Source organism: Pseudonocardia nematodicida (assembly GCF_040105385.1).
Lineage (GTDB): Bacteria > Actinomycetota > Actinomycetes > Mycobacteriales > Pseudonocardiaceae > Pseudonocardia > Pseudonocardia nematodicida.
Window position 1 is genome coordinate 1 of record NZ_JBEDNQ010000014.1, and the last position, 22,855, is coordinate 22,855.

Here is a 22,855-nt window from a genome sequence, read left to right on the forward strand (position 1 = left end):
TGTTGTCGGTGGTCATTGCGGTAGGGGAACGCCCGGTCCCATTCCGAACCCGGTAGCTAAGCCTTCCTGCGCCGATGGTACTGCACTCGACAGGGTGTGGGAGAGTAGGTCGCCGCCGACATTCAACGTGAAAGATCAGAGACGCCCCCGGACTTGTAGTCCGGGGGCGTTTTCTGCGTGTCCGGACCGGCTGCGGTCCGGCGCCGAGGGGAAACCAGCGCTGTCAACTCCTGATCGAACGACGCTGAGGTTCCCCTCGACCGCGCGTCGAGCTGCGGCGGCCTCGAGGGGAGCGTCCGGGCGAGCCGCGCGACCGTTCACGGCACGGATCGAGGCCGGATGGAACCGGACCAGGGTCCTGTACGACAGTAGGTGTATGGACTGTCAGCAGTGCCGGGACCTCGTGTCCGCATCCCTCGACGGCGAGGCGAGCGGAGCGGAACGGGCGGCGCGCGACGAGCACCTCGCGCGGTGCGCGGACTGCCGCGCCTTCGCCGGTGCCGCGGAGCGGATCACCCGCCTGGCCCGGGTCCGCCCCGCGGAGCCCGTGCCGGACGTCGCGACGCTGCTCGCCTCGATCGGTCTCGACGCCGGCGTCGCACCCGCCCGGGAGTCCGAGCGACCGGTGCTGACCAGCGTGCCGGGCTGCTGTGGCACCGGCACCGGCACCGTCGCCGTCCTCGCCACGGCCGGCGCCGCCTGCGGCTGTTCCGCGAGCTGCGGTTGCGGCTGCCAGCAGGGCTCGCCGTGCCGCTGCGGAACCCGCGCCGCCTGACGGGCGCCCCCACGCCGGCGCGGGCATCTCTGTCCGGACACAGGCCGGCGTGGCAGGCTGGAGCACCGTCGCCGGTCCGTGGCGACCGCGGACGCAGCCGATCCCGGCCGCCACATGTCACGCGTCCACGTACTCCACGCATCGAAGGACGACCGTGATGATCCGGTACCGCCGATGACCCGGCTACAGGTTCCGGACGCGTCTCACGAGACGGAGCTGGAGCAGGAGCTCACCCGGATCGCCTGGCGGGTCGAGCGGTGGATCGACCCCGGCCCGGCCGGCGTCGTCGTGGGCGCGGCCGTCGCCGCGGTGGCCGCGGCGTTCGCGATGCCCTGGTGGGGCCGGTCCTCGGGGCTGCAGGTGCTGACCGGCGACGCCCCGGCGGGGGCGTTGCCGCAGGTGGCGGTCTGGGTCGCGGTGGCCGCGCTCGTCGTCTCCGGTCTGGCGCTGCTCGCCCGGTTCTGGCCGCTCGCCTGCGCCGCGGCGTTGGTGTGCGCGGCGGGCCCCGTCACCGGGCTGTGGGCGGTGTGGTCCGCGCGGACCGGAACGGTGGCCGGCGCCGACGTCGGTCCCGGTCTCGTCGTCGCCGTCCTGGTGGCGGGCGTCCTGACCGCGACCTGGGTGTGGATCGTGGTCTCGGCGGGGCCCCGGGTCCCGGGCACCCCACCTGTCTGACCCCACCCCGCGGTCTCTCAGACCGATCTCAGGCGAGAGTCACCGTTGCAGTGCACAATGGTCGATCGTGGGGGGTCGGCGGGGACGGAACGGGTCCGTGTGGCGGCGGCTGGCCGTCGCGGTCCTGGCCGGGGGACTGGTGCTCGCCGCGTGCGGCGCGCCGGCCGCGGCCGGGGTGGCCGTGGTGGCCTCGGCGGTCCCGGACCGGCCGGCGGCCGCGGGGGAGCTCCCGGACCCGGGCGCCGTCCCCGCCGCGACCACCCTCACCGACCGCGACGGCACCCCGATCGCCTACCTCGACGAGCAGTACCGGCTCCCGGTGCCCTACTCGCGGATCTCGACGGCGATGGTCGCCGCCGTCGTCGACGTCGAGGACCGGCGGTTCTTCTCCGAGTCCGGGGTGGACCCCATCGGCACGGCCCGGGCGCTGGTCACCGACGCCGCGGGCGGCGACGTCCAGGGCGGCTCCACGATCACCCAGCAGTACGTCAAGAACTGGCTGATCGACGTCGTCGACGCCGACGACCCCGCCGCGCAGCAGGCCGACCGGGCCGACAGCATCGGCCGCAAGATCCGGGAGGCGGTGCTCGCCCAGCGGCTGGCCCACTCGGCGTCGAAGCAGGACGTCCTCGCCGGCTACCTGAACACCCTCGAGTTCAGCGGGAACCTCTACGGCGTCGAGGCCGCGTCCCGCGCCTACTTCGGCACCGACGCCGCGCACCTCGACGTACCCCGCGCCGCGCTGCTCGCCGGGATGGTCAACAACCCGACCCGCTACGACCCGTACCGGCATCCGGCGGCGGCGACCGACCGGCGCGACACGGTGATCGTGGCGATGCGCGCCGCCGGCTCGATCACCCCGGCCCAGGCCGCCGCGGCGACCGCCGCACCGCTCGGCGTGCTGCCGGGCGGCCCGGTCACCCCGGGGGGCAACTGCTACGGCGCGACGCCGGGTGCCGGTTTCGTCTGCGAGTACGTCGTCGACCAGCTGCAGAAGGCCGGGATCACTGAGCACCAGCTCGACACCGGTGGGTACACCGTCCGCACCACCCTCGACCCGAAGGTCACGGCCGCGGCGCAGGCCGCCGTCGACCGGAACGTGCCCCCGGCCCAGGACGGCGTCGCCAACACTCTCGCGCTGATCCGGCCCGGGCACGACGACCATCAGATCCTCGCCATGGTGTCCAACCGGACGCCCGGGACCGACGGTGGCGCCGGGCAGACCACGACCGACCTCGTCGCGGACCCGAGCAACGTGTTCGGCGCGGGCTCGTCGTTCAAGATCTTCACCACCGCGGTCGCGCTGGAGGCCGGCACGGTCGGGTTCGACAGCACGCTGCCCGACCCCACCTCGACCTGTGTCACGCCGCCGGTGACCAACCAGTACACCCGCTGCTACCCGGTCGCCAACGACAACCCGCGCTACCCGGACCCGATCAGCCTCCCGGACGCGCTGGCGACGTCGCCGAACACCGCATTCGTCGAGCTGGAGGCCCGCACCGGCGTCCCCAAGGTGATCGACATGGCGCGCCGGCTCGGACTGCGCGACACGCTGGCCGCTCCGCTCGCCGGCGGCACCCCGATCACCGACCCCGCCGACCCCCGGTCGCAGGATCCGCGCTGGAACCAGCCGCAGTCGCAGTACTTCCAGAACCTGCTCTCGTTCACCCTCGGCGTGAGCCCGGTGTCCACACTGGAGATGGCCAACGTCGCGGCGACGATCCAGAGCGACGGCACCTGGTGCCGGCCCGACGCGGTGCTGTCGGTGACCGACCGCACCGGCGCGGACGTGCCGGTCGCGCGGACCGCGTGCGACCAGGCCGTCGCCCCCGGGATCGCGCACACGATGGCGGCGGGCCTGGGCAGGGACACCATCACCGGGACCTCCGCGGCGGCCGCCCGCAACGCGCACTGGACGCGGCCGACGATCGGCAAGACCGGTACCACCAACACCAGCGAGTCCGTCGCGTTCGTCGGCGCGACCGGCGGCATCGACGGCATCGCCGGGTCGTCGATGGTGTTCGCCGACGGGGCGCACCCCAGCCAGATCTGCCCCGGCACCCCGGTGCACCTCGGGCAGGACTGCGGGAAGGGCGCGTTCGGCGGGACGGTTGCCGCGCCACCCTGGTTCGACGCCGTCGGCACGGCCCTCGGGACCGCGCCGGACGTCCCGCTGCCGCCGCCCGACCCCGCCTACACCCCCGCCCGGTAGCGCGTCACCGCAGCAGCTTCTGCACCTCGCGGAACCGCGGGTGGGCCGCGTCGCGCAGCCACTCGAACAGCACCATCTCCGACGTCACCACCTCGACGCCGGCGCCCCGCGCCCGTTCCAGCGCGGCGGTCCGGTCCTCGGGGAACCGTGAGCCGGCGGCGTCGGCGGCCAGCAGCACCCGGTGCCCGTCGGCGACCAGCCGCAGCGCGGTCTGCAGGACGCACACGTGCGCCTCGGCGCCCGCGAGGACGACCTCGGTCCGGCCGGGCGGCACCAGGGCCGCGTCGTCGGCGGCGAAGCGGGACTTCGGCGCCACCAGGTGCGGGTAGCCGCGCAGCGGTTCGACGGTCGGGCCGAGCTTGTCCGGGACCTGCTCGGTGGCGATCACCGGGACGTCGAGCAGGGTGGCGGCCTCGGCGAGCCGGACGGCCCTGGCGATCACCCGGTCGCCGTCGTCGATGGCGGGCATGAGGCGTTCCTGCAGGTCGATGAGCAGCAGGACGGCGTCGTCGGCGGTCATCAGCACGCCCGCCACGCTAACGGCCCCGGCGGCTGATCACGGATCGGGCGCAGGAGCGGCCGTGGCCGGCCGGATGTGCGCCCGATCCGTGATCACCCCGCTCACTCGCAGGCGACGCCGTCGTTGTCGCGGTCCAGCGCGGACCGGTAGCCGGCTTGGCCGCGCAGGAGCGGCGCGGCGCCCGCGGCACGGGCCGCGCTGCAGTTCTTGAAGTAGGCGCCGCCGCCACCGGCAGCGGGAGCGGGCGCGGGGGCCGGGGCCGGCTTCGGGGCTGGCGCCGGTGCCGGCGCGGGCTTCGGGGCGGCGGCCACCGGGCGGGGAGCCTGCTGCGCCGTCGGCGCCGAGGTCTTCGGGGCGGCCTGGAGCTTCGGCGCGGGCTGCTGCGTCGCCGTGTTCCGCTCCGGCGCGGCGGACGCGCCGCAGCTCCGGCCGCGGTCGAGCGCGCGCAGCCCGGACAGGTAGGACTCCGAGGCGTTGTTGCCGCCGTTGTAGACGTTCGTGTGCGTCCCCGGAACCATGAGCCGGCCGAAGTCGCCCGACGGCGTCCCGACGTAGCGGACCTCGCGGTCGTAGCGGTCCTTGTCGACGCCCGGCTCCCGGCTCAGCGTCACCGGGACGCCGGTCAGCAGGCGGCGCGCCTCGGCGGTGGCGGCGTCGCCGCCGGTGGTGCCGGTCTCGCAGGAGTCGATGCCGATCACCCGGATCCGGCGGTCGCCGACCCGGAAGGTGTCGCCGTCGGTGATCGAGGTGACCCGCACGGTCTCGGCGCCGACGCCGAGGACGGCCGCCGCACCCGCCACACCCGACGTCCCCGCACCGGACGCCGTGTCCGCCGACGCCGCGGACGCGGCGCCCGGGACGGCGGCCTGCGCCGGGGCCACCGCCGGGGACGACGTGGCGGCCGCCGGAAGGGCGGCGTCCTCCCGCGCTCCGGTGTCGCCGCACGCACAGGTGACGGCGGCGACGAGCAGGACGGAGCCGATCAGGCCGACCTTGGACACGGGTTCCTCCGGATGTGGGGGAGCGAGGTGACCGGCGGATGCCGGATTCGACCGGTTCGTCGGGCCTCGGAAACGTGTCGTTAACCCGGAACGGTCCGTCTCCTCAGAAGTGACGATGCGATGCGGTGCGGCAGGATGTTGGCGTGCACACCGTCCTCGACCTGCTCCGGCTGCTCGCCGACCGGACCGACGAGGGCGTGGGCTCCGACGCCCCCGGTGACGATCTGGAGCGCACCGCCGCCGAGCTCGCCGCGTCGCAGCCCGAGGCGGGCGCGCTGGCGCTGCGGATCCGCGCCGCGATGGACGCCGGGCGCCGGCGCGAGTCCGAGCTCGCCGCGCTCGTCGAGATCGCACGCGACCTGACGTCCGAACCAGACAGCGGCTCGGTGCACGACGCGATCGTCCGCCGGGCCCGTGCCCTGCTCGGCACCGACCTGGCCTACCTGACGCTCTACGACGCCGAGCGCGGCGACACCTACATGCGGGTCACCTCCGGCTCGGTGTCGCGCCGCTTCCAGAGCCTGCGCCTGCCACTGGGAGCCGGCCTCGGTGGGCTCGTCGCCGCCAGCCGCACACCGCACTGGACCGGGCGCTACGCCGGCGACGGCCGCTACCGGCACACGACCGAGATCGACACCGCGGTCGCCGAGGAGGGCATCGTCGCGATCTGCGGGACCCCGCTGCTGGTGGCCGACGAGTTCGTCGGCGTGCTGTTCGCCGCGAACCGCTCGGCGCGGCCGTTCGGCCCCGACGACGTCGCGCTGCTCGGCTCGCTGGCCGCGCTGGCGGCCGTGTCGATCGTCCAGACCCGGCGGCTGGCCGACACCGCGACGGCGCTGGACGCGCTGCGTGGCGCGCATGCCGCCATCGCCGAGGCCGCCGACGCGCACGACCGGTTCGCCGGCGTCGTGCTGGAGGGTGGCGACGTCGCCGACATCGCCGAGGCGCTCGGCCGGCTGCTCGGTGGCTGGGTGACGGTGCTCGACCTGGACGGCACCCCCACCGCCCGGCACGGACCGGTGCCCGACGACCTGGACACCACCGCGGCGCTGCGCCGCGCCGGCCGGGAGACCGGGGACCTCGGCGGCCGGCCGGTCGCGGTGCCGTGCGCGGGCGGTGCCTGGGTGATCGCCGTGATCGCCGGTGGGCAGCGGCTGGGGACGCTGCTGCTCGGCGGGATCGGCGGGCCCGGCGCGGGCACCGACGGCGAGCTCTCGGCGGCCCAGATCCGCACCGTCGAGCGGGCCGGGATGGTCACCGCTCTGGTCATGCTGTTCACCCAGCGCGCGGACGAGACCGACCGGCTCGACCGCGCGGACGCGCTCGACGAGCTGCTCGCTGCCGTCGGGCCACCGCGCCCGGCGGCGCTGACCCGGGTCTCCGGACTCGGCATCTCCGCCCGCCGCCCGCACGTGCTGCTGGTCTGCCGGTGCGCGCCGGGCCGTCGCCGGGCCGTCGCCCGGGAGGCTGCCGCGCTCGGCGGCCGGTCCGGACTGGTGGGGGAGCGGGACGGTGCGGTGGTGGCGCTGCTGCCCGGGGACGACCCGGGTGCGTCCGGCGCCCGGCTGGCCCGCCCGGCGTCCACACAGGATCCCGACGGCGCGGTCACCGTGGGCGCCGCGGGCCCGTTCCGTCCGGCCGACGGCACCGACGCCGCCCTGGCCGAGGCCCGCCGCTCGGTCGAGGCGCTGGTGGCGCTCGACCGGGTCGGGGAGGCGGCCGCCGCCTCCGACCTGGGGTTCGCCGGGTTGCTGCTCGGGGAGCGCCCGGATGTGGCGGGGTACGTCACCGGGATCCTCGGCCCGGTCGCCGAGCACGACGAGCGACGGGGCAGCGAGCTGGTGCGGACCCTGGAGGCCTACTACGCGGCCGGGGCCAGCCCGACCCGCGCCGCCGCGACGCTGCACGTGCACGTCAACACGGTGGCGCAGCGCCTCGAGCGGGTCGGCACCCTGCTCGGTCCGGGCTGGCAGGAGCCGGACCGGTCGCTGGAGGTGCAGCTGGCGCTGCGCCTGCACCGGCTCGGAGGCCAGGGGCGGGAGCGCTGACTCTCCGGGGCGTCAGTCGGTGGGTTCCGCGTCGGTTCCGGTGCCGTCCCCGGCCGGGTCGGCGGTGTCCTCGCGATCCCCCGCGGCGTGGACGGCGGCCCGCGCGTCCGGGCCGAGGATGCGTTCCTCGGCCTCGTCCACGGCCCGCTCCGGATCCTGCCGCGGGTCGGCCGGAGCGTCGGTTCCAGGGTCCGTCGCCTGCCCGGCCGCGGTGTTCGTGTCCCGGTCGTCGCCGGTGGTGCTGTCGCCGCGCGTCACACCCGGGGATACCCGGATCAGCCGGTCCGCATGCCCGGCGGGGTGACCGGCGCGAGGCTCGGGACCCGGCTCAGGACTCGGCGGGCGAGGAGCTCAGCCGGACCCGGGCGAGCCGCTCGACCAGCTCCGGGAGGGCGCCGGCCGGGCTGCCGCGCAGGTCCTCGAAGCACTCCCGGACGATCTCGGCGACGGCGTCGGGGCAGCCGGCCGGGCCCAGCTCGGCGAGCAGGCGGGCCACGGTGCTGGATGTGAGGGCGAGGTCGGGGGCCGTCGTCACGCGGCGGCCCGCACGCGTGCGGACGCCGGCCGGCACATCCGGTCCGCACGTGCGCGGAAGCCCGCTCCCGCGCACCGTCCCGACACACGCACCGTCGTGCTGCCGCTCATCGCCGCCTCCGCTCCCGCTTCTCCTCCGGACCGCATCGGGAGTACCCGGGTGCTCCGTCGTCACGCGTGGTGATCATCACCTGCGGGGGGCTTGCGCTCGGCGTCGTCGACCCGGGTCAGCAGCCGTGCGGCCGACTCCAGGAACGCCCCGGCCCGCTCCAGCTGTGCCCAGTGGCCGCACCGGCCGACCTCGACGAGCTCGGCGTCCGGCATCGCCGCGGCGGCCCGCCGGGAATCCCCGGGGGAGACCCACCGGTCCTGCAGCCCGTGCACGAACAGTGCCGGCGCGCTGATCGCGCGGACCTGCTCCGAGAGGTCGTCGCGCATCCCGCCGGGCCCGACGGTCGCCCGGTTGTAGCGGTAGAAGCCGATCCCGGCGCCGGGCCGGCGCGACTCGCGCACGAACTCGTCGACCACCGGGGCGGGCATCGTGTCCGGGTCGTGCACCACCGCGCGCGCCGTGGCCCGGGCGCCGAGCCCGGCCAGACGGGCGAGCGGGCGCATCACCGGTTCCGGGATCCGGGTGCCCAGCCACGCCGCGGCGTGCCGGGTTCGGGAGCCGCCGGCCAGGCCGGTGAGCCCGCCCGGCGCGACGAGGAGCAGCCCGGCCACCGCGCCGGGCCGGCGCAGCGCGACACGCAGCGCGATGTCGCCGCCCATGGACACCCCGCCCCAGACCGCGCGCGGATGACCGGCCGCGGCCGCGATCCGGACGGCCAGGTCGGCCGTCGTCCCCGGCGGCCCGGCGGGCTCGATCCCGGTCGTGTACCCGAACCCGGGCAGGTCGAGTGCCAGCACCGGACGGTCCCGGGCCAGCTCGGCGAGCACCGGGTACCAGGAGATCGCGGCGTTGTCCGAGCCGCCGCCGTGCAGCAGCACGACCGGGGTGCCCGGACCGGCGCCGCCGGTGAGCAGCCGTACCGTGCCGCCCTCGAACGGCAGGAACACCTCGCGTGCGCCCGCGGGCAGCAGCCGGTCGCCGGTCATCCCGGCCGCCCCTCGCCGGCGCGGGGTGGGTCGAGCAGCCCGAGGTGCAGCGCGCGCAGCACGGCGCGGGTCCGGTCCCGGGTGCCGAGCTTGAGCAGCAGGCTCGACACGTGGTTCTTCACCGTGCCCTCGGCCAGGACCAGCACCTGCGCGATCTCCCGGTTGGCGTAGCCGCCGGCAAGCAGCCGCAGCACGTCCAGCTCGCGGCCGGACAGCCGCTGCGGCGGGGCGCCGTCGTCGGGCGGGGCGGGGACGTCGTGGATCACGCGCAGCAGCCGCTCGGTGATCGCGGGGCTGATCAGGGTGCCGCCCTCGGCGAGCGTGCGGACCGCCCCGACCAGCTGGTCCAGCGTGACGTCCTTGAGGAGGTACCCGCGGGCGCCGGCCCGCAGCGCGCGCAGCACCAGCTCGTCGTCGTCGAAGGTGGTCAGCACGAGAACCGGGACGTCGATGCGGCGGGCGCGGAGCTCCTCGAGCGCCCAGAGTCCGTCGCGGCCGGGCATCCGCAGGTCCAGCAGCACGACGTCCGGCCGGTCCGCCAGCACCCGTTCGACGGCCTCGGCGCCGTCGGAGGCCTCCGCGACGACCTCGATGTCCGGGGCCAGGTCGAGCAGCCCGCGGATCCCGTGCCGGACCAGGGTCTGGTCGTCGACCAGGCACACACGCACCGTCACGGCAGCACCGCCGTCACCGCGAAGCCGCGGGGCGCGACGGGTCCGAAGTCGACGGTGCCGCCGAGTGCGCCGGCCCGTTCGGTCAGCCCGCGCAGCCCGTTGCCGGGCACGACCTCGCCGACGGGCCCGCGGCCGTCGTCGCGGGCGTGCAGCCGCAGCCCGCCGTCGGGGGCGGGCCCGATCTCGATCCAGACGTTGTGCGCGTCGGCGTGCCGGATCGCGTTGGTCAGGATCTCCTGCACCGCCCGCACGACGGCGACGGTCCGGTCCTCGTCCGACGGCAGCGTTCCGGTGATGCTGACGTGCACGGCCGGGCGCGGGAGTCGCCCGGTGATCCGGCGCAGGGTCGTCTCCAGGTCGGGCGCGTGCCGGCGCAGCTCGCCGACGGTCGAGCGGACGTCGGCGAGCAGGTCGCGGGCGATGCCGCGGGCCCGGCCGACCTGCTCGGCGTTGTCGGCGCGGTGGGTGGCGACCTCCAGCTCCAGGGCCAGCGCGGTGAGCTGGTGCCCGACGAGGTCGTGCAGCTCGCGGGAGATCCGCAGGCGTTCCTGCGCCCGGCTGGTCTCGGCGAGCACCGCGCCGGCCGCGGCCAGTTCGGCGTGCGCCTCGGCGAGCTGCCGCCGCGCGGCCTCCTCGCGCAGCAACCCGACGACGACGAGGACCGAGGCGGTGTGCAGCATGAGGTAGATGCCGCCGACGGTCAGGGCCGCCCCCACGGCCTGGCCCTGGAGAAGGGCCGCGGCGGCGACCACGCCGACGTTGAGCACGACGATCGCGGCCGTCACCCGCAGCGGCACGTGGTAGGCCGACAGCGCCGCGGTGAACACCAGCAGCACCGCGACCCATCCGTAGCTCGGCGCGAGCAGCACCAGCCCGGCGGAGGCACCGACCATCACCGCGAGCAGCGCCCGCGTCGCCCTACGCCCGACCCACTCGTCCAGCCAGCCGCCGAGCACCAGCCCGGCGAGGTAGGCGCCGTAGACGGTCCACCACAGCCACGGCGGCCCGGTGGTGGCCTGCCCGCCCGTCCGGATCAGTTCCAGCGCGATCGGCACGGCGACGACGACGCCGAGCGCGCTCGTGATCACGCCGGCGACGACGTTCGGGTCGAACCTGGGCACAGCGGACACGGTAGTGAGAAGCGGGCGCCGGGCCGTAGTGCCGGAAGTCACGGGTCCGGGTCGCGACGTCCGGCACTGCCGCCGGGACCGTCCGGGCGACCAGCATCGACGGCCATGAACGCCATCGAGGTACGCGGACTGCGCAAGCGCTACGGGGACCGGACCGCGGTCGACGACGTCGGGTTCACCGTCGCCGCCGGCTCGGTGACCGGCGTGCTCGGGCCCAACGGCGCGGGCAAGACGACGACCGTGGAGTGCGTGGCCGGGCTGCGCCGTCCCGACGGCGGCACCGTGCGGGTGCTCGGGCTCGACCCGTGGCGCGACCGCCGGGCGGTCCGCGCGGTCCTCGGCGTCCAGCTCCAGGAGGCGGCGCTGCACGACATGCTCACCGTGACCGAGCTGGTCCGGCTGCACCGGGCACTGCACCGCGACGGCCACGACCCGGCCCGGCTGATCGACGTGGTCGGGCTGACCGAGCAGGCCGGGACCCGGTTCGACCGGCTCTCCGGCGGCCAGCAGCAACGGCTGTCGGTCGCGCTCGCGCTGGTCGGCCGGCCACGGGTGGTGATCCTCGACGAGCTGACCACCGGGCTCGACCCGCGTTCCCGTGCCGAGATGCTGGACCTGGTGCAGGGGATGGCCGACGACGGCGTCACGGTCCTGCTGGTCAGCCACCGGATGGACGAGATCGAGCGGCTCTGCGACCGGGTGCTGCTGCTCGACCGGGGCCGGGTCGTCGCCGACGCCGACCCGGCCGGGCTCGTCGCCGCCGCGGGGCTGGGGGAGCGGGTCCGGTTCCGGGCCTCCGGGGACCTCGACCGGGACGCGTTGCGCGCCCTGCCCGGAGTCGGGTCCGTGGTGCGGACCGGCGCGGAGTTCGTGCTCTCCGGTGACGGCGACCTCCTCGGACCGATCGGTGCGGAGCTGGTCCGGCAGGGCGTGGTCGCGACCGGCCTGCGGATCGAGCGGCCGACCCTGGACGACGCGTTCCTGGAGCTCACCGGGCGACGGCTGGATCCCGGGGCGGGGGCGGCGGCATGACCCGGACCGAGGAGGAGACGGTGACGACCGGTACCGCCCGCCCGCCGGCCTCGGCGTGGCGTGCCCTGGTCGCGGCCGAGGCGCGGATGGTCGCCCGGGACACCGCCGGGCTGGTCGTCCCGCTGGGGCTGCCGCTGCTGATCCTGGTGATGGTCGGCACGACAGCGCCGCCGCTGCCGCCCGGGGCACTGGACGGCCGTACGCCGCTCGAGGTGTTCGGGCTGCCGGTCGCCGCGGCGACCGTGCTCGGGCTGGTGGGGTTCACCAACGTGCCGAGCTTCCTCGCGCACTACCGGCGCAGCGGGGTGCTGCGACGCCTGGGCGTCACCCCCGCCGGTCCGGCGCCGGTGCTCGCCGCCCAGGTCGCGGTCGGGTTCGCGCAGGTCGCCGTCGGGATCGGGCTCGCGTTCGGGGTGGCGGTGGTCGCGTTCGGTGCCGGCGCACCGGCCGCGGTGTGGACCGCGCTGGGCGGGCTGCTGCTAGGCGCGGCGGCCTTCTTCGCCGTCGGGCTGCTGGTCGCCGCCCTCGCGCCGACGACCAACGCCGCGATCGCGGCGGGACTGGTGCTGTTCCTCGGGACCGGGGCGCTCGGCGGCATGTTCGGCGACCCGACCGCGTTGCCGGGCCCGCTGGCCGAGGTCGGGCAGGTGCTGCCGTTCGGCGCGACCGTGCACGTCCTGTCCGCGGCCTGGCTCGGCGCGACGCCGGAGCTCGCGCCGGTGCTCGGCCTGGTGGTGACGACGGTGCTCGCCTCCGTCGCGGCGGCCCGCTGGTTCCGCTGGGAGTGAGCGGGCTCAGAGTTCGCCGGTGACGACCGCGTCGTCGCTGATCCCGCGGTGGTGGTCCCGGAGCAGCGGGAGCACCACCGCCGGGGGGTTCCGCTCGCTCCCCGGACGCGGGGCAGCGCAGTGCGGGCAGCGCACCCCCGCGCGATCGTGGTGCCGGACCGCCCGGCACAGCGGGACGACGACGGCGGCGCGTGGCTGCTCGGCCATCCCGGCACCTCCTCCGTCGACGGAGTCATGTGTCGTCGAGGTTACCGAGACGGGCAAGGGGGCGCCCGGCGCGGAAGTTCCGGTACAGCGCGGCGTGCCGGTCCGCGGCCGTCGTCCACGAGTGCGCGGCGGCGAGGGCCCGGCCGGCCTGCGCCCGTCGCGGGTCGGGGGTCGTGATCGCCGTCCGCAGTGCGGCCGCGAGACCGGGCGGGTCGGCCGCGAACCGGGCCGCGGGCCCGAACACCTCGCGCAGCACGGGAAGGTCCCGGGTGACCAGCGGGACCCCGGCGGCGAGGGCCTCCATCGCGGCCAGCCCGAACCCCTCCTTGACCGACGGGAACGCGAACGCGGCCGCGCCCGCCACCAGGCCGGGCAGCGCGTCGTCGTCGACCGGGCCCAGGATCTCGGGGGTGACGCCGATCTCGGCGGCCCGGGCCAGCACGTCGCCGCGGTAGGAGCGGTAGTCGAACAGGGTGTCGCCGCCGCCGATCACCAGCGGGGTCCCGGGGAGCAGCGCCATCGCCTCGACCAGGTCCCGGGTGCCCTTGCGCGGCTCGATCCCGCCGACCGAGAGCACGTAGCGCCCGAACCGCGCGCGCCACGATGCCCCGTCCGCACGGGCGAAGCGTTCCGAGTGCACCCCGTTGCCGATCACGGCTGCGTCCCGGCCCCACCCGGTGCGGACCTCGGCGGCGACCGCGGCCGAGACGCACACCAGCGCGGCGGGGGAGACGAGCGCCCGCTCGTGGCAGGCGGCCAGCTCGGGCGTGCTGAACTCGTCGAGGTGGTGCACGGTCCGCAGCAGCGAGCCGTAGCCGTGCGCGCGCCCCTCGGCGTTGGCGGACAGGCAGTCCTGGGCATGCCGGATGTCGGGGGCCGGTCCTGCGGAGCCCAGCGCGCCGGCGAGCAGGTCGATCGAGCGCAGGATCCGGGCGCCGACGGTCTCGCCGTCGACCTCCGGCACCGGTACCAGGTGGACGTCCACATCGGACGAGACGCGGCGGAAGAAGCCGGTGTCCCCGCCGCGGGCCAGCGACCACACCGCCACGTCGTGGCCGGCCGCGGCGAGGGCCTCGGCCAGCGCGAGGGTGTGCACGACGCCGCCGCGCGGTTTCGTCGAGTAGGTGGACAGCCGGATCCGCACGCCGCTCAGCTCCGGTAGAGGTCGGGCCGGCGTTCCTCGAGGTGGTGCAGCACCGCCCGGGCCGCGCCGATCGCGGCGTCCGGGTCGACGTCGGCGACCGCGAGACCGCCCTTCGACCAGGTCCGGGCCAGGATCTCGCCACCCGGACCGACGATCTTGGCGCGGCCGAGGAAGTGCAGCGACCCGTTGCGCCCGCTCTGGTTCGCCGACAGCCAGAGCACCTGGTTCTCCGCGGCCCGGGACTGGTCGTAGAGGTCGAACAGGCGGGCCTGGCGGTCCTGCGCCATCCGCGGTGCCCGGTTGGTCAGCGACGTCGGCCAGGCCGACAGGCAGGCGATCGTCTCCGCGCCGTCCAGGGCGAGCGAGCGCGCCGACTCCGGGAACGTCTTGTCGTGGTCGATCAGCATCCCCATCCGCCCGGCCGGGGTGTCGAACGCGGTGAACCCGTCGCCGGAGCGGAACAGCCCCGCGACACCGGCCGGGTGGTGCACCTTGCGGTGCCGGCCCAGGACGCCGTCGCCGGTCAGGCAGACGGCGGAGTTGTAGCGCTCGCTCTCGCCCGGCCCGGCCTCGCAGAAGCCGAGACACACCACCAGGTCCCCGGCGAGCGCGGCCACCGCGCGCACCTCGGGACCGTCCGGGTCCAGCGCGGGCGGCAGCACGGTGCGGTCCGACGGGTCGGGGTGGCGCAGGTCGTGGATGTAGCCGCCGAGCGCGCCGTCGGGCAGCGCGAGCACCGCGGCCCCGGCCTCGCGGGCGTGCGCGACGATCACACCGATCCGGTCGAGGTCGAACGCCAGGTCCCGGGTGAAGTTGGCGGCGGCCGCGGCGACGCGCACCGGCGTCACCGCCCCGCGGTCGCCGGCTCCGGCCCGTAGCTGCCGGGCCGGCGGTCGCGCAGGTGCCCCATGTAGCGGCGGGCGGCGTCCACCACGGCGTCGACGTCGACGGTCGCGACGGCCAGCCCGGGCCCGGAGCCGGTGCCGTCGAGGACCTCACCGCCCGGGTCGACGATCTTCGCGGAGCCGACGAGGTGCATGTCGCCGAACGTACCGGCCTGGTTCGCCGACACCCACACGATCTGGTTCTCCAGCGCGCGGGCCCGGTCGTGCAGGTCGAACCGCCGCGCCCAGCGGTCCTCGGCGAGCACCGGGGCCCGGTTCGTGCGCGAGGCCGGCCACGCCGACATGCAGACCACGGTGGTCGCGCCGTCGATCGCCAGGGCGCGGGCCGCCTCCGGGAACGCCTTGTCGTAGCAGATCAGCATGCCGATCCGGCCGACCGGCGTGTCGAACGCGGCGAACCGGTCACCGGGCGCGTACGAGCTGTGCTCGTTGAGCGGCTGGTGCACCTTGCGGTGCCGGCCCAGTACACCGTCGCCGGTGACCGCGACGGCGCTGTTGTACGGACGCCCGCCGGACGCCGCGTCCGGGGCCTCGCAGTACCCGGCGGTGACGACCATGTCCCCGGCCAGCGCGGCGAGCCGGTGGATCTCCGGGCCGTCCGGATCGAGCTGCGGCGGCGTGTCGGTGTCCGTCCCGTCCCCGTGCAGTGTCGAGAGGTACCCGCCCAGCGCCGCCTCGGGCAGCGCGAGCAGTTGCACCCCGCGGGACCGGGCCCGCGCGATCGTCGCCGCGACCCGGACGAAGTCCTCCTCCAGGTCCCGCACGAAGCCCTGCGCGGCGGCGGCGAACGTGGTCCCGCCGGCGCTCACGCGCGCCCCATGCCGGTGACCTGGCCGGGCACGGCCTCGGTCTCCTCGCCGTCCGGCCAGCGCAGCCGCACCCCGGTGCCGGCGACCAGCTCGCCGCACGCGGCCGACACGGCGGGACCGGCCTGCGGCGCCGGTGCGCCCGGATCGTCCGCGGTGAGCAGGCCGAACCCGGGGAAGCAGGTGAACCAGTCCCCGGCGCTCGCGCCGTCCGGGCGGGGCACGTCGGCGACGTCGAGGACGGCGCCGACACCGGACGCCTCGGCGAGCATCCCGAGCGTCCCGGCGATCCCGGCCATCGACACGTCCTTGGCCGCGGCCGGGCGGTGCGCCGCGCCGGGGCCGATCGCGCCGACCATCGCCGCCAGCTCGTCGGACGTGCGTGTGGTCGTCGAGTCCCACTGCCGGCCCGCGTGGCCGGGCCGCCAGCGGCCGCCGAGGTCGGTGGTGAGCCGGATCCGGTGCCCGGGCCGCCCACCCCCGGCGGGCACCGGGTGCGAGGTGCGGCCCAGCGCGGTCAGCGACAGCGCGGCGGGGACGTCGAGCTGGGTGTGCCCGCCGAGCAGCGGGACGCGGTAGGCCGCCGCGGCCGCGCGCACCCCGGACAGCACCCGATGGGCGAACGAGGCGTCCCGGGCGCCGACGGCGTCGAGCAGCCCGACCGGGGCCGCGCCCATCGCGGCCAGGTCGTTGACGTTGACCAGCACCCCGGCCCAGCCGGCCCACTCCGGGTCCCGCTCGACCAGGGCGGGCACGATCGCGTCGCAGCAGGCGACCAGGTCGGTGCCGGGCACCGGCGCCCCGTCGTCGCCGACGAACCCGGGCGGTCCGAGCGCGCCCAGCAGTGCCCCCAGCGGGGCCTTCGTCGCGCTGGTCAGCGCCCGGATCCGACCGATCGGCCAGCGCATCCGGACGTGCGGGGCCCCGTTGATCTCGTTGTCGCGCACCCGGTCCCAGCCGAGACGGGTGAACAGGACGGCGTTCGCGGCCTGCACGTCGGCGTCGAAGCGCAGCGCCCCGGCCGCCTCCGCCCGGGCGCAGGCGGCCCGGACCAGCGCGGCGCCGACCCGGACCCCGCCGCGGCGCCGGGCCCTCGGTGCGACGACCAGCCGGCTGCCGGTCCACCAGCCGATGTCCACACCGGACGGGTCCGCCGGGCCCAGCCGGACGCCGCCGAGCAGCTCCCCGGCGCCGTCGTGGGCGAGCAGCACGACCGCGCGCGGGTCGTCGTCGTGGTCGTCGTGGTCGGCCGCGGGGGAGTCGGCGAACAGGCCCTGTTCGCGGCAGAACACCTCCCGGCGCAGCACCCGGTAGGCGACGACCAGCGGGTCGGCGGCGTCGGCGGCGCGGACCTCGGTGATCGTGAGGTCCGGGGTGCCGGGGAGGCGGCGCGGTCGGCCGCCGAGGAGCTCGTCGGCGACCCAGCGGGTGGTGCGGGTGAGGCGGGCGGCATCGCCGACCCGCCCGGCGACCGGGCGGAGCAGCGGGCCGGGTCCGTCCACGTCGGACAGGACCGCGATGCCGTCGAGTGCCCGCGACCGGGGCGTGCCGTCGTCGTACACCGGTTCAGCCCCCCACCGCGGACAGCGCGCTGCAGGCCCCGCAGGCCGCGCAGCCCGCGGCCTGGTCGGCCCCACGCATCCCGGCCGCGCGCAGCTCGGCGGCGACCCGGGCGGTCACGTCGGCCAGCAGCGCCGGGTCGGGGCCGGTGACGCCGTCGCCGGCGGCGAGGGTGCCGGGTATCGGCCGGTAGGGGACGACGAACGGGTAGACCCCGCGGGCGATCAGCGCGGCGGCGCCGGCGACCAGCTCGTCCGGGTCCTCGCCGAGCCCGACGATCAGGTACGTCGACACCGCGTCCGGGCCGAACAGCCGCACCGACTCGTCCCACGCGGTCCAGTACTGCGCCAGCGGGACCGTGGCCTTGCCGGGCATCCAGCGTCGGCGGACGTCGTCGTCGAGCGACTCGACGTGGATGCCGATCGCGTCCGCGCCGGCCTCGCGCAGCGCGGCGAGCGCGGCCAGGTCGTCCGGCGCCGGCGGCTCACACTGCACCTGCACCGGCAGCCCCGGCACCGCAGCCTTGATCGCGCGCACGCAGCGGGCCAGGTGCCGGGCGCCGCGATCGCGGCCGTTCGACGTGCCGGTGGTCAGCACCATCTGCCGCACCCCGTCCAGGCGGACGGCGGCCTCGGCGACCTCGGCGAGCTGATCGGGCGTCTTCACCGCGGTGGTCGCGCCGGAGTGCAGCGACTGCTCGATCGCGCAGAATCGGCAGCGGTCGGCGGCGCCGTAGCGCACGCAGGTCTGGACGACGGTGGAGGCCAGCACGTCGTTCCCGTGCAGCCGGGCGATCTGCTCGTAGCCGACGCCGTCGGCGGTGCACAGGTCGTAGAACGCGGGACGGGCGACGGTGTCGACGGCGACGCCCATGTCGGTGACGCCGCCACCCGGCTCGCTGCGGACCAGCCGGCCGTCGCGCAGCCGGTAGGGCGAGTCGGCGACGATCGGGACGGTCGTCCTCAGCCCGTCGACCAGCACGTGCCCGTCGGCCGAGGGGCCGGCGCCACCGGGCCGGCGCAGCGGGATCACCGAGCCGAGCTCGGTGACGCTCCCGCCGCGGGGCTCGGGCACGGTGTCGCTCGATGCAGGGGCGCTGTCGATCGCCACGCCGCGGACGGCCAGCTCCGCGCGGGCGCGCAGCCCGAGATCCGAATCGGCACGGGACGGCGGGACGGACGGTGCGGCCATACGGACCTCCGGGGCCTCGGCGGGCCGGGCCCGGCCGTGCGGCCGGGCCCGATCCCTGCCGAGATGCAGCTCAGGGTCGCGGCTCCCGTCTCGGGAGAGCCGTGGACTGCATCTCGGCGGGGTGGGGGACTGCCTCAGAGCTGGTAGGTCGAGTTGATGATCGCGCCCTTGCGGGCGTAGTGGATGAGCGCGTCCTGCACGTCGAGGGGGTGGGTCGGGATGACGCCCTCGATGAGGTCCTCCTCGCGGGCGCCGTGCAGCGACAGGCCGAACCGGCAGCAGTAGACCTTGCCGCCCTCGCTCAGGAATGTCTTGAGCTGGTCGTTGATGTTGTGCTCACCCGGGAACGCGGAGGTCCCGGTGGTCGGGAACCCGCGGGTCGCCAGGCAGTTCAGCGAGCCGGGGCCGTAGAAGTACATGGCCGACTCGAAGCCCTTGCGCAGCGCGCGGGTCGCCTGCAGGACGGCCACGAAGCTGACCGAGGACTCGTGCGCGATGCCGTGCACCAGGGTGAAGTAGGTCTCGCCGTCCTCGGCCTGCAGGTCCGGGAAGACCTTGGTGCCGCCGTAGATGCTCGAGCCCTCCGGGAGCGAGGGGTGCGGGATCTCCTCGAGGCTCTTCTTCTCGACGTCGCTCAGCTCGGCGCTGGTCATGATGCGTCTCCTAGCAGGGAGGGGTGGGGCCGGTTCCGCATACGAGACCAGCGACGTGTTTCCGGGGTGTTGTGTGCGGACTACGGCGTCGAGGCCGGTCGGCGCCTTTGTGACAGGGGCGTTGCGTAACACGTGGCAACGTCCCCGCCGTCCGGTCGACACGGTTCGGAAACGCGACGGCGGGACGGTGGGGTGTCCGTCGTCCCACCGCACCCCTGGAGGATCCTCATGAGCGCCGACCTCGAGGGCGAGCACCGCCCGGTCGTCGTCGTCGGGGGTGGGCAGGCGGGCCTGTCGATGAGCCGCTGCCTCGCCCGGCGCGGGATCGACCACCTGGTGCTGGAGCGCGACGTCGTCGCCTCGTCCTGGAAACGGAACCGCTGGGACACCTTCTGCCTGGTCACCCCGAACTGGCAGTGCGACCTGCCGGACTTCCCCTACGCCGGGCCGGACCCGCACGGGTTCATGGTGCGCAGCGAGATCGTCGACTACCTCGAGGCCTACCGGAGCTTCGTCGAACCGCCGCTGCACGAAGGGGTCGGCGTGACCCGGCTGTCCCGCGACGATCGCGGCACCTTCCACCTGACGACGACGGCGGGGGAGTGCACCGCCGACCAGGTCGTCGTCGCCACCGGTGGCTACCACACCCCGCTGGTCCCGCCGCTGTCCGAACCGCTGCCCGCTCAGATCGCCCAGGTGCAGTCGCACGAGTACCGCAACCCCGGCGCGCTGCCGCCCGGGGAGGTGCTCGTGGTCGGCTCCGGACAGTCCGGCGCCCAGATCGCCGAGGACCTGCACCTGGCCGGCCGGCGGGTGCACCTCGTCGTCGGGAACGCGCCGCGGGTGTCCCGGTTCTACCGCGGCCGGGACGTCACCGACTGGCTGCACGACATGGGCTACTACCGGATGCCGGTCACCGAGCACCCGCGCCGGGAGGCCGTACGCGCGCAGGCCAACCACTACGTGACCGGCCGCGACGGCGGCCGCGACATCGACCTGCGCCGGTTCGCCACCGAGGGCATGCGGCTCTACGGGGTGCTCACCGACCACGCCGGCGGCACACTGCGGTTCCGCCCGGACCTGGAGTCGTCCCTGGACCACGCCGACGAGGTCAGCGAGTCCATCAAGGACTCCATCGACGGGTTCGTCGACCGGGAGGGGATCGACGCGCCGCCCGGCGAGCGCTACACGCCGGTCTGGCGCCCGGAGTCCGAGACCACCGAGCTGGACCTCAGCGGCTCGTCGATCACCTCGGTGGTCTGGTGCATCGGCTTCCGGCAGGATTTCGGCTGGGTCGACGTCGGGGTGTTCACCGGGCGCGGCAGCCCGGTGCACAGCCGCGGCGTCACCGGGACCCCGGGCCTCTACTTCCTGGGCCTGCCGTGGCAGTGGACCTGGGGCTCGGGCCGGTTCTCCGGCGTCGGGAACGACGCCGAGTTCCTCGCCGAGCGGATCCGCTCGCAGCGCGGCCTCACCTCGACCGGCGGGCGCGGCGACGTCTGCAACGTCCTCGCGCTCGGGTCCTGATCGCACTACCGGATCGGGGACACCGCCGGAAGATCCGCGTGACGCAGCCGATCGAGGACCACCCCCGGGAGGTCACCGCCGGGTAACCGATCACGCTCCGACCAGCCGGATCGGGCGTCCGCGGTTAGCGTGGAGTGCATGAACTCCTGGTCATTGGTCCTGCGGACGGTGGCCTGGTGCGTGGGGACCCTCCTGGTGGGGGCCGGGTTGCTGACGGCGGTCGTCGTCGGGTTCGGCGCGCTCGTCGGTGAGCCCGAGGCCTACTCGGAACCGGACCCCGAGACGGTGCTGACCGACTTCACCCGGCTCGCCACGACCGATCCCGCTGCGGCACTGCGGTCCTGCACGCCCGCCCGCGGCACCGACTTCGACGCGCTGGCCGGCTCGCTGCGCCCGGGCGCGGTGCCGGACGACCAGCGCTACCTCGACGTCGACGGCGACCTGACGTTCCTGTCGGCGCCGGTCGGCGGGGCCGGCGACGACGGCGACCGCGCGGTGTGGGTCTACGGCCGCCAGGGCTTCGCGGCGGTCTCCGACGACGCCCGGCGGCTGTCCCCGGACCTGCCCGGGCCGCAGGCCTACGGCGTCACCGCCGAGGCGCCCGGCGCCGTCCGGGTGGCGACGTGTGTGGAGGCAGCCGAGCGGGTCGAGGCCTCCGGGCTCGTGGTCCGGCAGGGCCCCGTGGCGCCGACGAGCTCCGTCGCCGGTCGCTGACCGCCGGCGTACTACCGGCCGGCCGGTATCAGCGGGACGGCCGCGGCGGATCCCCGTGGCCCTGCTGCGCCACGGAACCGTCCGGCCGGGCCCGATTCCCTCCGGCACCGTCCCCGGTGGCACCGTCCGCGCCGGCGGTGGCCTCGCCGGCCTCGGCCCGGGCCTCCGCGCCGGTCTCCCCGGCGTAACCCTCGTCGCGACCGGCGACCCGCCCGACGAACTCGCCGCTGCGACCGGTCCCGGTCGTCGCCGCGGAGTCGCCCCGCTCGGTGTCGGCGCCGCCGATCGCCCGGCTGTTCGCCAGGTTCGGGTCCGGTTCCACGTCCTCGACCGGCGGCCGCCGGAAGCGCCCGATCCATCGTTCCAGGACATTCCACATGTGCGCTCCTCAGCCGGGTTCGCCGCGACCCTTGCGGTGGAGGATCCGGAGCAGGTCCAGCAACGGCTCCTCGTCCTCCTCGTGAGAAAGGGGTCCGGAACCGCATACCCGGTGCCGGTCCGCGCACACCCGCCGGTCGCCGATCGGCCGTGCGGTGATTGGACGCCCTCGCAGCGGGAAGCCGTCACGGAGACACCGAACGACGACACGAGGAGGAACTCACGGTGGCGAACGACGCAGCGTCGAACGATCTGGCGGGCCGCAGGGTCGCGATCCTGGCGACGGACGGCGTGGAGCAGGTCGAGGTGACCCGCCCGCGCGACGACCTCCGCGCGGCGGGGGCCACGGTCGAACTGGTGTCGCTGTCGACCGACCCGATCCAGTCGATGAACGGCGACATCACCCCGTCGGACAAGATCGACGTCGACAAGGCGGTCACCGACGTGTCGGCCGACGACTACGACGCCCTGGTGCTGCCCGGCGGCACCATCAACCCGGACGGGCTGCGGGTGAACTCCGACGCGGTGTCGTTCGTGCAGGCGTTCTTCCACGCCGGCAAGCCGGTCGGCGCGATCTGCCACGGGCCGTGGACGCTGATCGAGGCCGACGTGGTCAGGGGCCGGACGCTGACCTCGTTCCCGAGCATCCGCACCGACCTGCGCAACGCCGGCGCGACCGTCGTCGACGAGGAGGTCGTCTGCGACGAGGCGCTGGTGACCAGCCGCAACCCGGACGACCTCGACGCCTTCTGCGCCAAGCTGATCGAGGAGTTCGCCGAGGGCAGGCACCCGGTGCGCGCCGCGGGCGCGACCGCCTGACGCGGCTCCGGTGACGACCGGCGGCCCGGACCCCCGAAGGGTCCGGGCCGCTCGTCGTGCGCGGGGTGCCGGGTCAGGACTCGACCGGGCCGGGCATCCGCGCGTCGTCCTCGGGGTGGTCGCGGCAGCGGTCGGTGTCCGGTCGCTGCTCCAGCCGGTCGTCGTCGATCTCGGCGCCGCATTCCGCGCACCGTCCGTACTCCCCGCGGTCCAGCCGGCCGAGCGCGGCCCGGACGCGGTCCCGCCGCCCGCGCAACGTGCCGATCGTGAGGTCACGGTCCATCGCCTCGGCCGCCCGAGAACCGGCGTCACCGAAGTCCTGGCCCGCTGCCGACCGGTCGGCCCCCGACGCGGGGTCCTCGTCACGGGTCGCCCGGTCGGCCGTCTCCTCGACCCGGGCGAGCTCGTCCTCCAGCAGGGTGCGTGCCCGCTGCGCGTCCATCGGCTCTCCTCTCGCCGCTACC

Annotated in this window: 25 protein-coding genes and 1 rRNA gene; 10 read left to right on the top strand and 16 right to left on the bottom strand. The window is 75.7% G+C overall.

Annotation, left to right across the window (positions count from 1 at the left end; all coding sequences use genetic code 11):
* Positions 1-4 precede the first annotated feature (4 nt).
* The 4 genes from rrf to WIS52_RS27740 all read left to right on the top strand — a co-directional run bounded on the left by rrf (position 5) and on the right by WIS52_RS27740 (position 3,662).
* Positions 5-121, top strand: a 5S ribosomal RNA gene (gene rrf / locus WIS52_RS27725).
* A 255-nt stretch (positions 122-376) separates the two neighbouring features.
* A complete protein-coding gene (locus WIS52_RS27730) occupies positions 377-775 on the top strand; it encodes a zf-HC2 domain-containing protein (RefSeq protein ID WP_349301347.1) in 399 nt (132 codons plus the stop codon).
* Positions 776-949: 174 nt separating this feature from the next.
* Complete coding sequence (locus WIS52_RS27735; protein ID WP_349301348.1) at positions 950-1,450, top strand: Rv2732c family membrane protein; 501 nt, start codon at positions 950-952, stop codon at positions 1,448-1,450.
* A gap of 97 nt (positions 1,451-1,547) precedes the next feature.
* The gene (locus tag WIS52_RS27740; RefSeq protein ID WP_349301349.1) at positions 1,548-3,662 is read left to right on the top strand and encodes a transglycosylase domain-containing protein; all 2,115 of its coding nucleotides are present in this window, start codon (positions 1,548-1,550) and stop codon (positions 3,660-3,662) included.
* A 4-nt stretch (positions 3,663-3,666) separates the two neighbouring features.
* Here WIS52_RS27740 and WIS52_RS27745 read toward each other — a convergent pair whose 3' ends face one another.
* Together WIS52_RS27745 and WIS52_RS27750 are read right to left on the bottom strand one after the other, a co-directional pair.
* Complete coding sequence (locus WIS52_RS27745) at positions 3,667-4,182, bottom strand: isochorismatase family protein (protein WP_349301545.1); 516 nt, start codon at positions 4,180-4,182, stop codon at positions 3,667-3,669.
* A 101-nt stretch (positions 4,183-4,283) separates the two neighbouring features.
* Positions 4,284-5,183, bottom strand: coding sequence for a thermonuclease family protein (locus tag WIS52_RS27750; RefSeq protein ID WP_349301350.1), 900 nt, complete (start codon positions 5,181-5,183; stop codon positions 4,284-4,286).
* Between the two features lie 143 nt (positions 5,184-5,326).
* Here WIS52_RS27750 and WIS52_RS27755 point away from each other — a divergent pair, with 143 nt between their 5' ends.
* Positions 5,327-7,231, top strand: a complete 1,905-nt coding sequence (locus WIS52_RS27755) for a helix-turn-helix domain-containing protein (protein WP_349301351.1) — start codon at positions 5,327-5,329, stop codon at positions 7,229-7,231.
* Positions 7,232-7,243: 12 nt separating this feature from the next.
* Here WIS52_RS27755 and WIS52_RS27760 read toward each other — a convergent pair whose 3' ends face one another.
* The 5 genes from WIS52_RS27760 to WIS52_RS27780 all read right to left on the bottom strand — a co-directional run bounded on the left by WIS52_RS27760 (position 7,244) and on the right by WIS52_RS27780 (position 10,658).
* Positions 7,244-7,489: a hypothetical protein gene (locus tag WIS52_RS27760; RefSeq protein WP_349301352.1), complete on the bottom strand. Its 246-nt coding sequence runs from the start codon at positions 7,487-7,489 to the stop codon at positions 7,244-7,246.
* 70 nt (positions 7,490-7,559) lie between these two features.
* The gene (locus WIS52_RS27765) at positions 7,560-7,766 is read right to left on the bottom strand and encodes a hypothetical protein (protein ID WP_349301353.1); all 207 of its coding nucleotides are present in this window, start codon (positions 7,764-7,766) and stop codon (positions 7,560-7,562) included.
* A 170-nt stretch (positions 7,767-7,936) separates the two neighbouring features.
* Positions 7,937-8,863 carry an alpha/beta fold hydrolase gene (locus WIS52_RS27770; protein WP_349301354.1) on the bottom strand — a complete coding sequence of 309 codons (927 nt, stop codon included), beginning with the start codon at positions 8,861-8,863 and terminating at the stop codon, positions 7,937-7,939.
* Entirely contained in the window at positions 8,860-9,537 is a 678-nt protein-coding gene (locus WIS52_RS27775) for a response regulator transcription factor (RefSeq protein WP_349301355.1), read from the bottom strand. Before WIS52_RS27775 ends, WIS52_RS27770 begins: the two co-directional genes overlap by 4 nt.
* Positions 9,534-10,658: a sensor histidine kinase gene (locus WIS52_RS27780; RefSeq protein WP_349301356.1), complete on the bottom strand. Its 1,125-nt coding sequence runs from the start codon at positions 10,656-10,658 to the stop codon at positions 9,534-9,536. Before WIS52_RS27780 ends, WIS52_RS27775 begins: the two co-directional genes overlap by 4 nt.
* Before the next feature lie 114 nt (positions 10,659-10,772).
* Here WIS52_RS27780 and WIS52_RS27785 point away from each other — a divergent pair, with 114 nt between their 5' ends.
* Together WIS52_RS27785 and WIS52_RS27790 are read left to right on the top strand one after the other, a co-directional pair.
* A complete protein-coding gene (locus WIS52_RS27785; RefSeq protein ID WP_349301357.1) occupies positions 10,773-11,699 on the top strand; it encodes an ABC transporter ATP-binding protein in 927 nt (308 codons plus the stop codon).
* A 20-nt stretch (positions 11,700-11,719) separates the two neighbouring features.
* A complete protein-coding gene (locus WIS52_RS27790; RefSeq protein WP_349301358.1) occupies positions 11,720-12,487 on the top strand; it encodes an ABC transporter permease in 768 nt (255 codons plus the stop codon).
* 6 nt (positions 12,488-12,493) lie between these two features.
* On the opposite strand, the gene WIS52_RS27795 is transcribed toward WIS52_RS27790, so the two are convergent.
* From WIS52_RS27795 to WIS52_RS27825, 7 genes are all read right to left on the bottom strand, one after another.
* Complete coding sequence (locus WIS52_RS27795) at positions 12,494-12,694, bottom strand: hypothetical protein (RefSeq protein ID WP_349301359.1); 201 nt, start codon at positions 12,692-12,694, stop codon at positions 12,494-12,496.
* 25 nt (positions 12,695-12,719) lie between these two features.
* Positions 12,720-13,838 carry an MSMEG_0565 family glycosyltransferase gene (locus tag WIS52_RS27800; RefSeq protein WP_349301360.1) on the bottom strand — a complete coding sequence of 373 codons (1,119 nt, stop codon included), beginning with the start codon at positions 13,836-13,838 and terminating at the stop codon, positions 12,720-12,722.
* 5 nt (positions 13,839-13,843) lie between these two features.
* Complete coding sequence (locus WIS52_RS27805; RefSeq protein WP_349301361.1) at positions 13,844-14,686, bottom strand: carbon-nitrogen hydrolase family protein; 843 nt, start codon at positions 14,684-14,686, stop codon at positions 13,844-13,846.
* A complete protein-coding gene (locus WIS52_RS27810) occupies positions 14,683-15,552 on the bottom strand; it encodes a carbon-nitrogen hydrolase family protein (RefSeq protein ID WP_349301362.1) in 870 nt (289 codons plus the stop codon). Before WIS52_RS27810 ends, WIS52_RS27805 begins: the two co-directional genes overlap by 4 nt.
* Positions 15,549-17,111, bottom strand: coding sequence for an MSMEG_0567/sll0787 family protein (locus WIS52_RS27815; RefSeq protein ID WP_349301363.1), 1,563 nt, complete (start codon positions 17,109-17,111; stop codon positions 15,549-15,551). The genes WIS52_RS27810 and WIS52_RS27815 overlap by 4 nt, the downstream gene beginning before the upstream one ends.
* A 4-nt stretch (positions 17,112-17,115) precedes the next feature.
* A complete protein-coding gene (locus WIS52_RS27820) occupies positions 17,116-18,300 on the bottom strand; it encodes an MSMEG_0568 family radical SAM protein (RefSeq protein WP_349301364.1) in 1,185 nt (394 codons plus the stop codon).
* Between the two features lie 134 nt (positions 18,301-18,434).
* Complete coding sequence (locus WIS52_RS27825; protein WP_349301365.1) at positions 18,435-18,953, bottom strand: MSMEG_0572/Sll0783 family nitrogen starvation response protein; 519 nt, start codon at positions 18,951-18,953, stop codon at positions 18,435-18,437.
* A 228-nt stretch (positions 18,954-19,181) separates the two neighbouring features.
* On the opposite strand from WIS52_RS27825, the gene WIS52_RS27830 reads away from it, so the two are divergent.
* Both WIS52_RS27830 and WIS52_RS27835 read left to right on the top strand, forming a co-directional pair.
* Complete coding sequence (locus WIS52_RS27830) at positions 19,182-20,480, top strand: MSMEG_0569 family flavin-dependent oxidoreductase (protein WP_349301366.1); 1,299 nt, start codon at positions 19,182-19,184, stop codon at positions 20,478-20,480.
* Between the two features lie 138 nt (positions 20,481-20,618).
* A complete protein-coding gene (locus tag WIS52_RS27835; RefSeq protein WP_349301367.1) occupies positions 20,619-21,194 on the top strand; it encodes a hypothetical protein in 576 nt (191 codons plus the stop codon).
* Between the two features lie 28 nt (positions 21,195-21,222).
* On the opposite strand, the gene WIS52_RS27840 is transcribed toward WIS52_RS27835, so the two are convergent.
* Complete coding sequence (locus WIS52_RS27840; protein WP_349301368.1) at positions 21,223-21,573, bottom strand: hypothetical protein; 351 nt, start codon at positions 21,571-21,573, stop codon at positions 21,223-21,225.
* 224 nt (positions 21,574-21,797) lie between these two features.
* Here WIS52_RS27840 and WIS52_RS27845 point away from each other — a divergent pair, with 224 nt between their 5' ends.
* Positions 21,798-22,391 (top strand): type 1 glutamine amidotransferase domain-containing protein, encoded by a 594-nt coding sequence (locus WIS52_RS27845; RefSeq protein ID WP_349301369.1) that lies wholly within the window; start codon positions 21,798-21,800, stop codon positions 22,389-22,391.
* Between the two features lie 73 nt (positions 22,392-22,464).
* On the opposite strand, the gene WIS52_RS27850 is transcribed toward WIS52_RS27845, so the two are convergent.
* The gene (locus WIS52_RS27850; RefSeq protein WP_349301370.1) at positions 22,465-22,833 is read right to left on the bottom strand and encodes a TraR/DksA family transcriptional regulator; all 369 of its coding nucleotides are present in this window, start codon (positions 22,831-22,833) and stop codon (positions 22,465-22,467) included.
* Positions 22,834-22,855 lie beyond the last annotated feature (22 nt).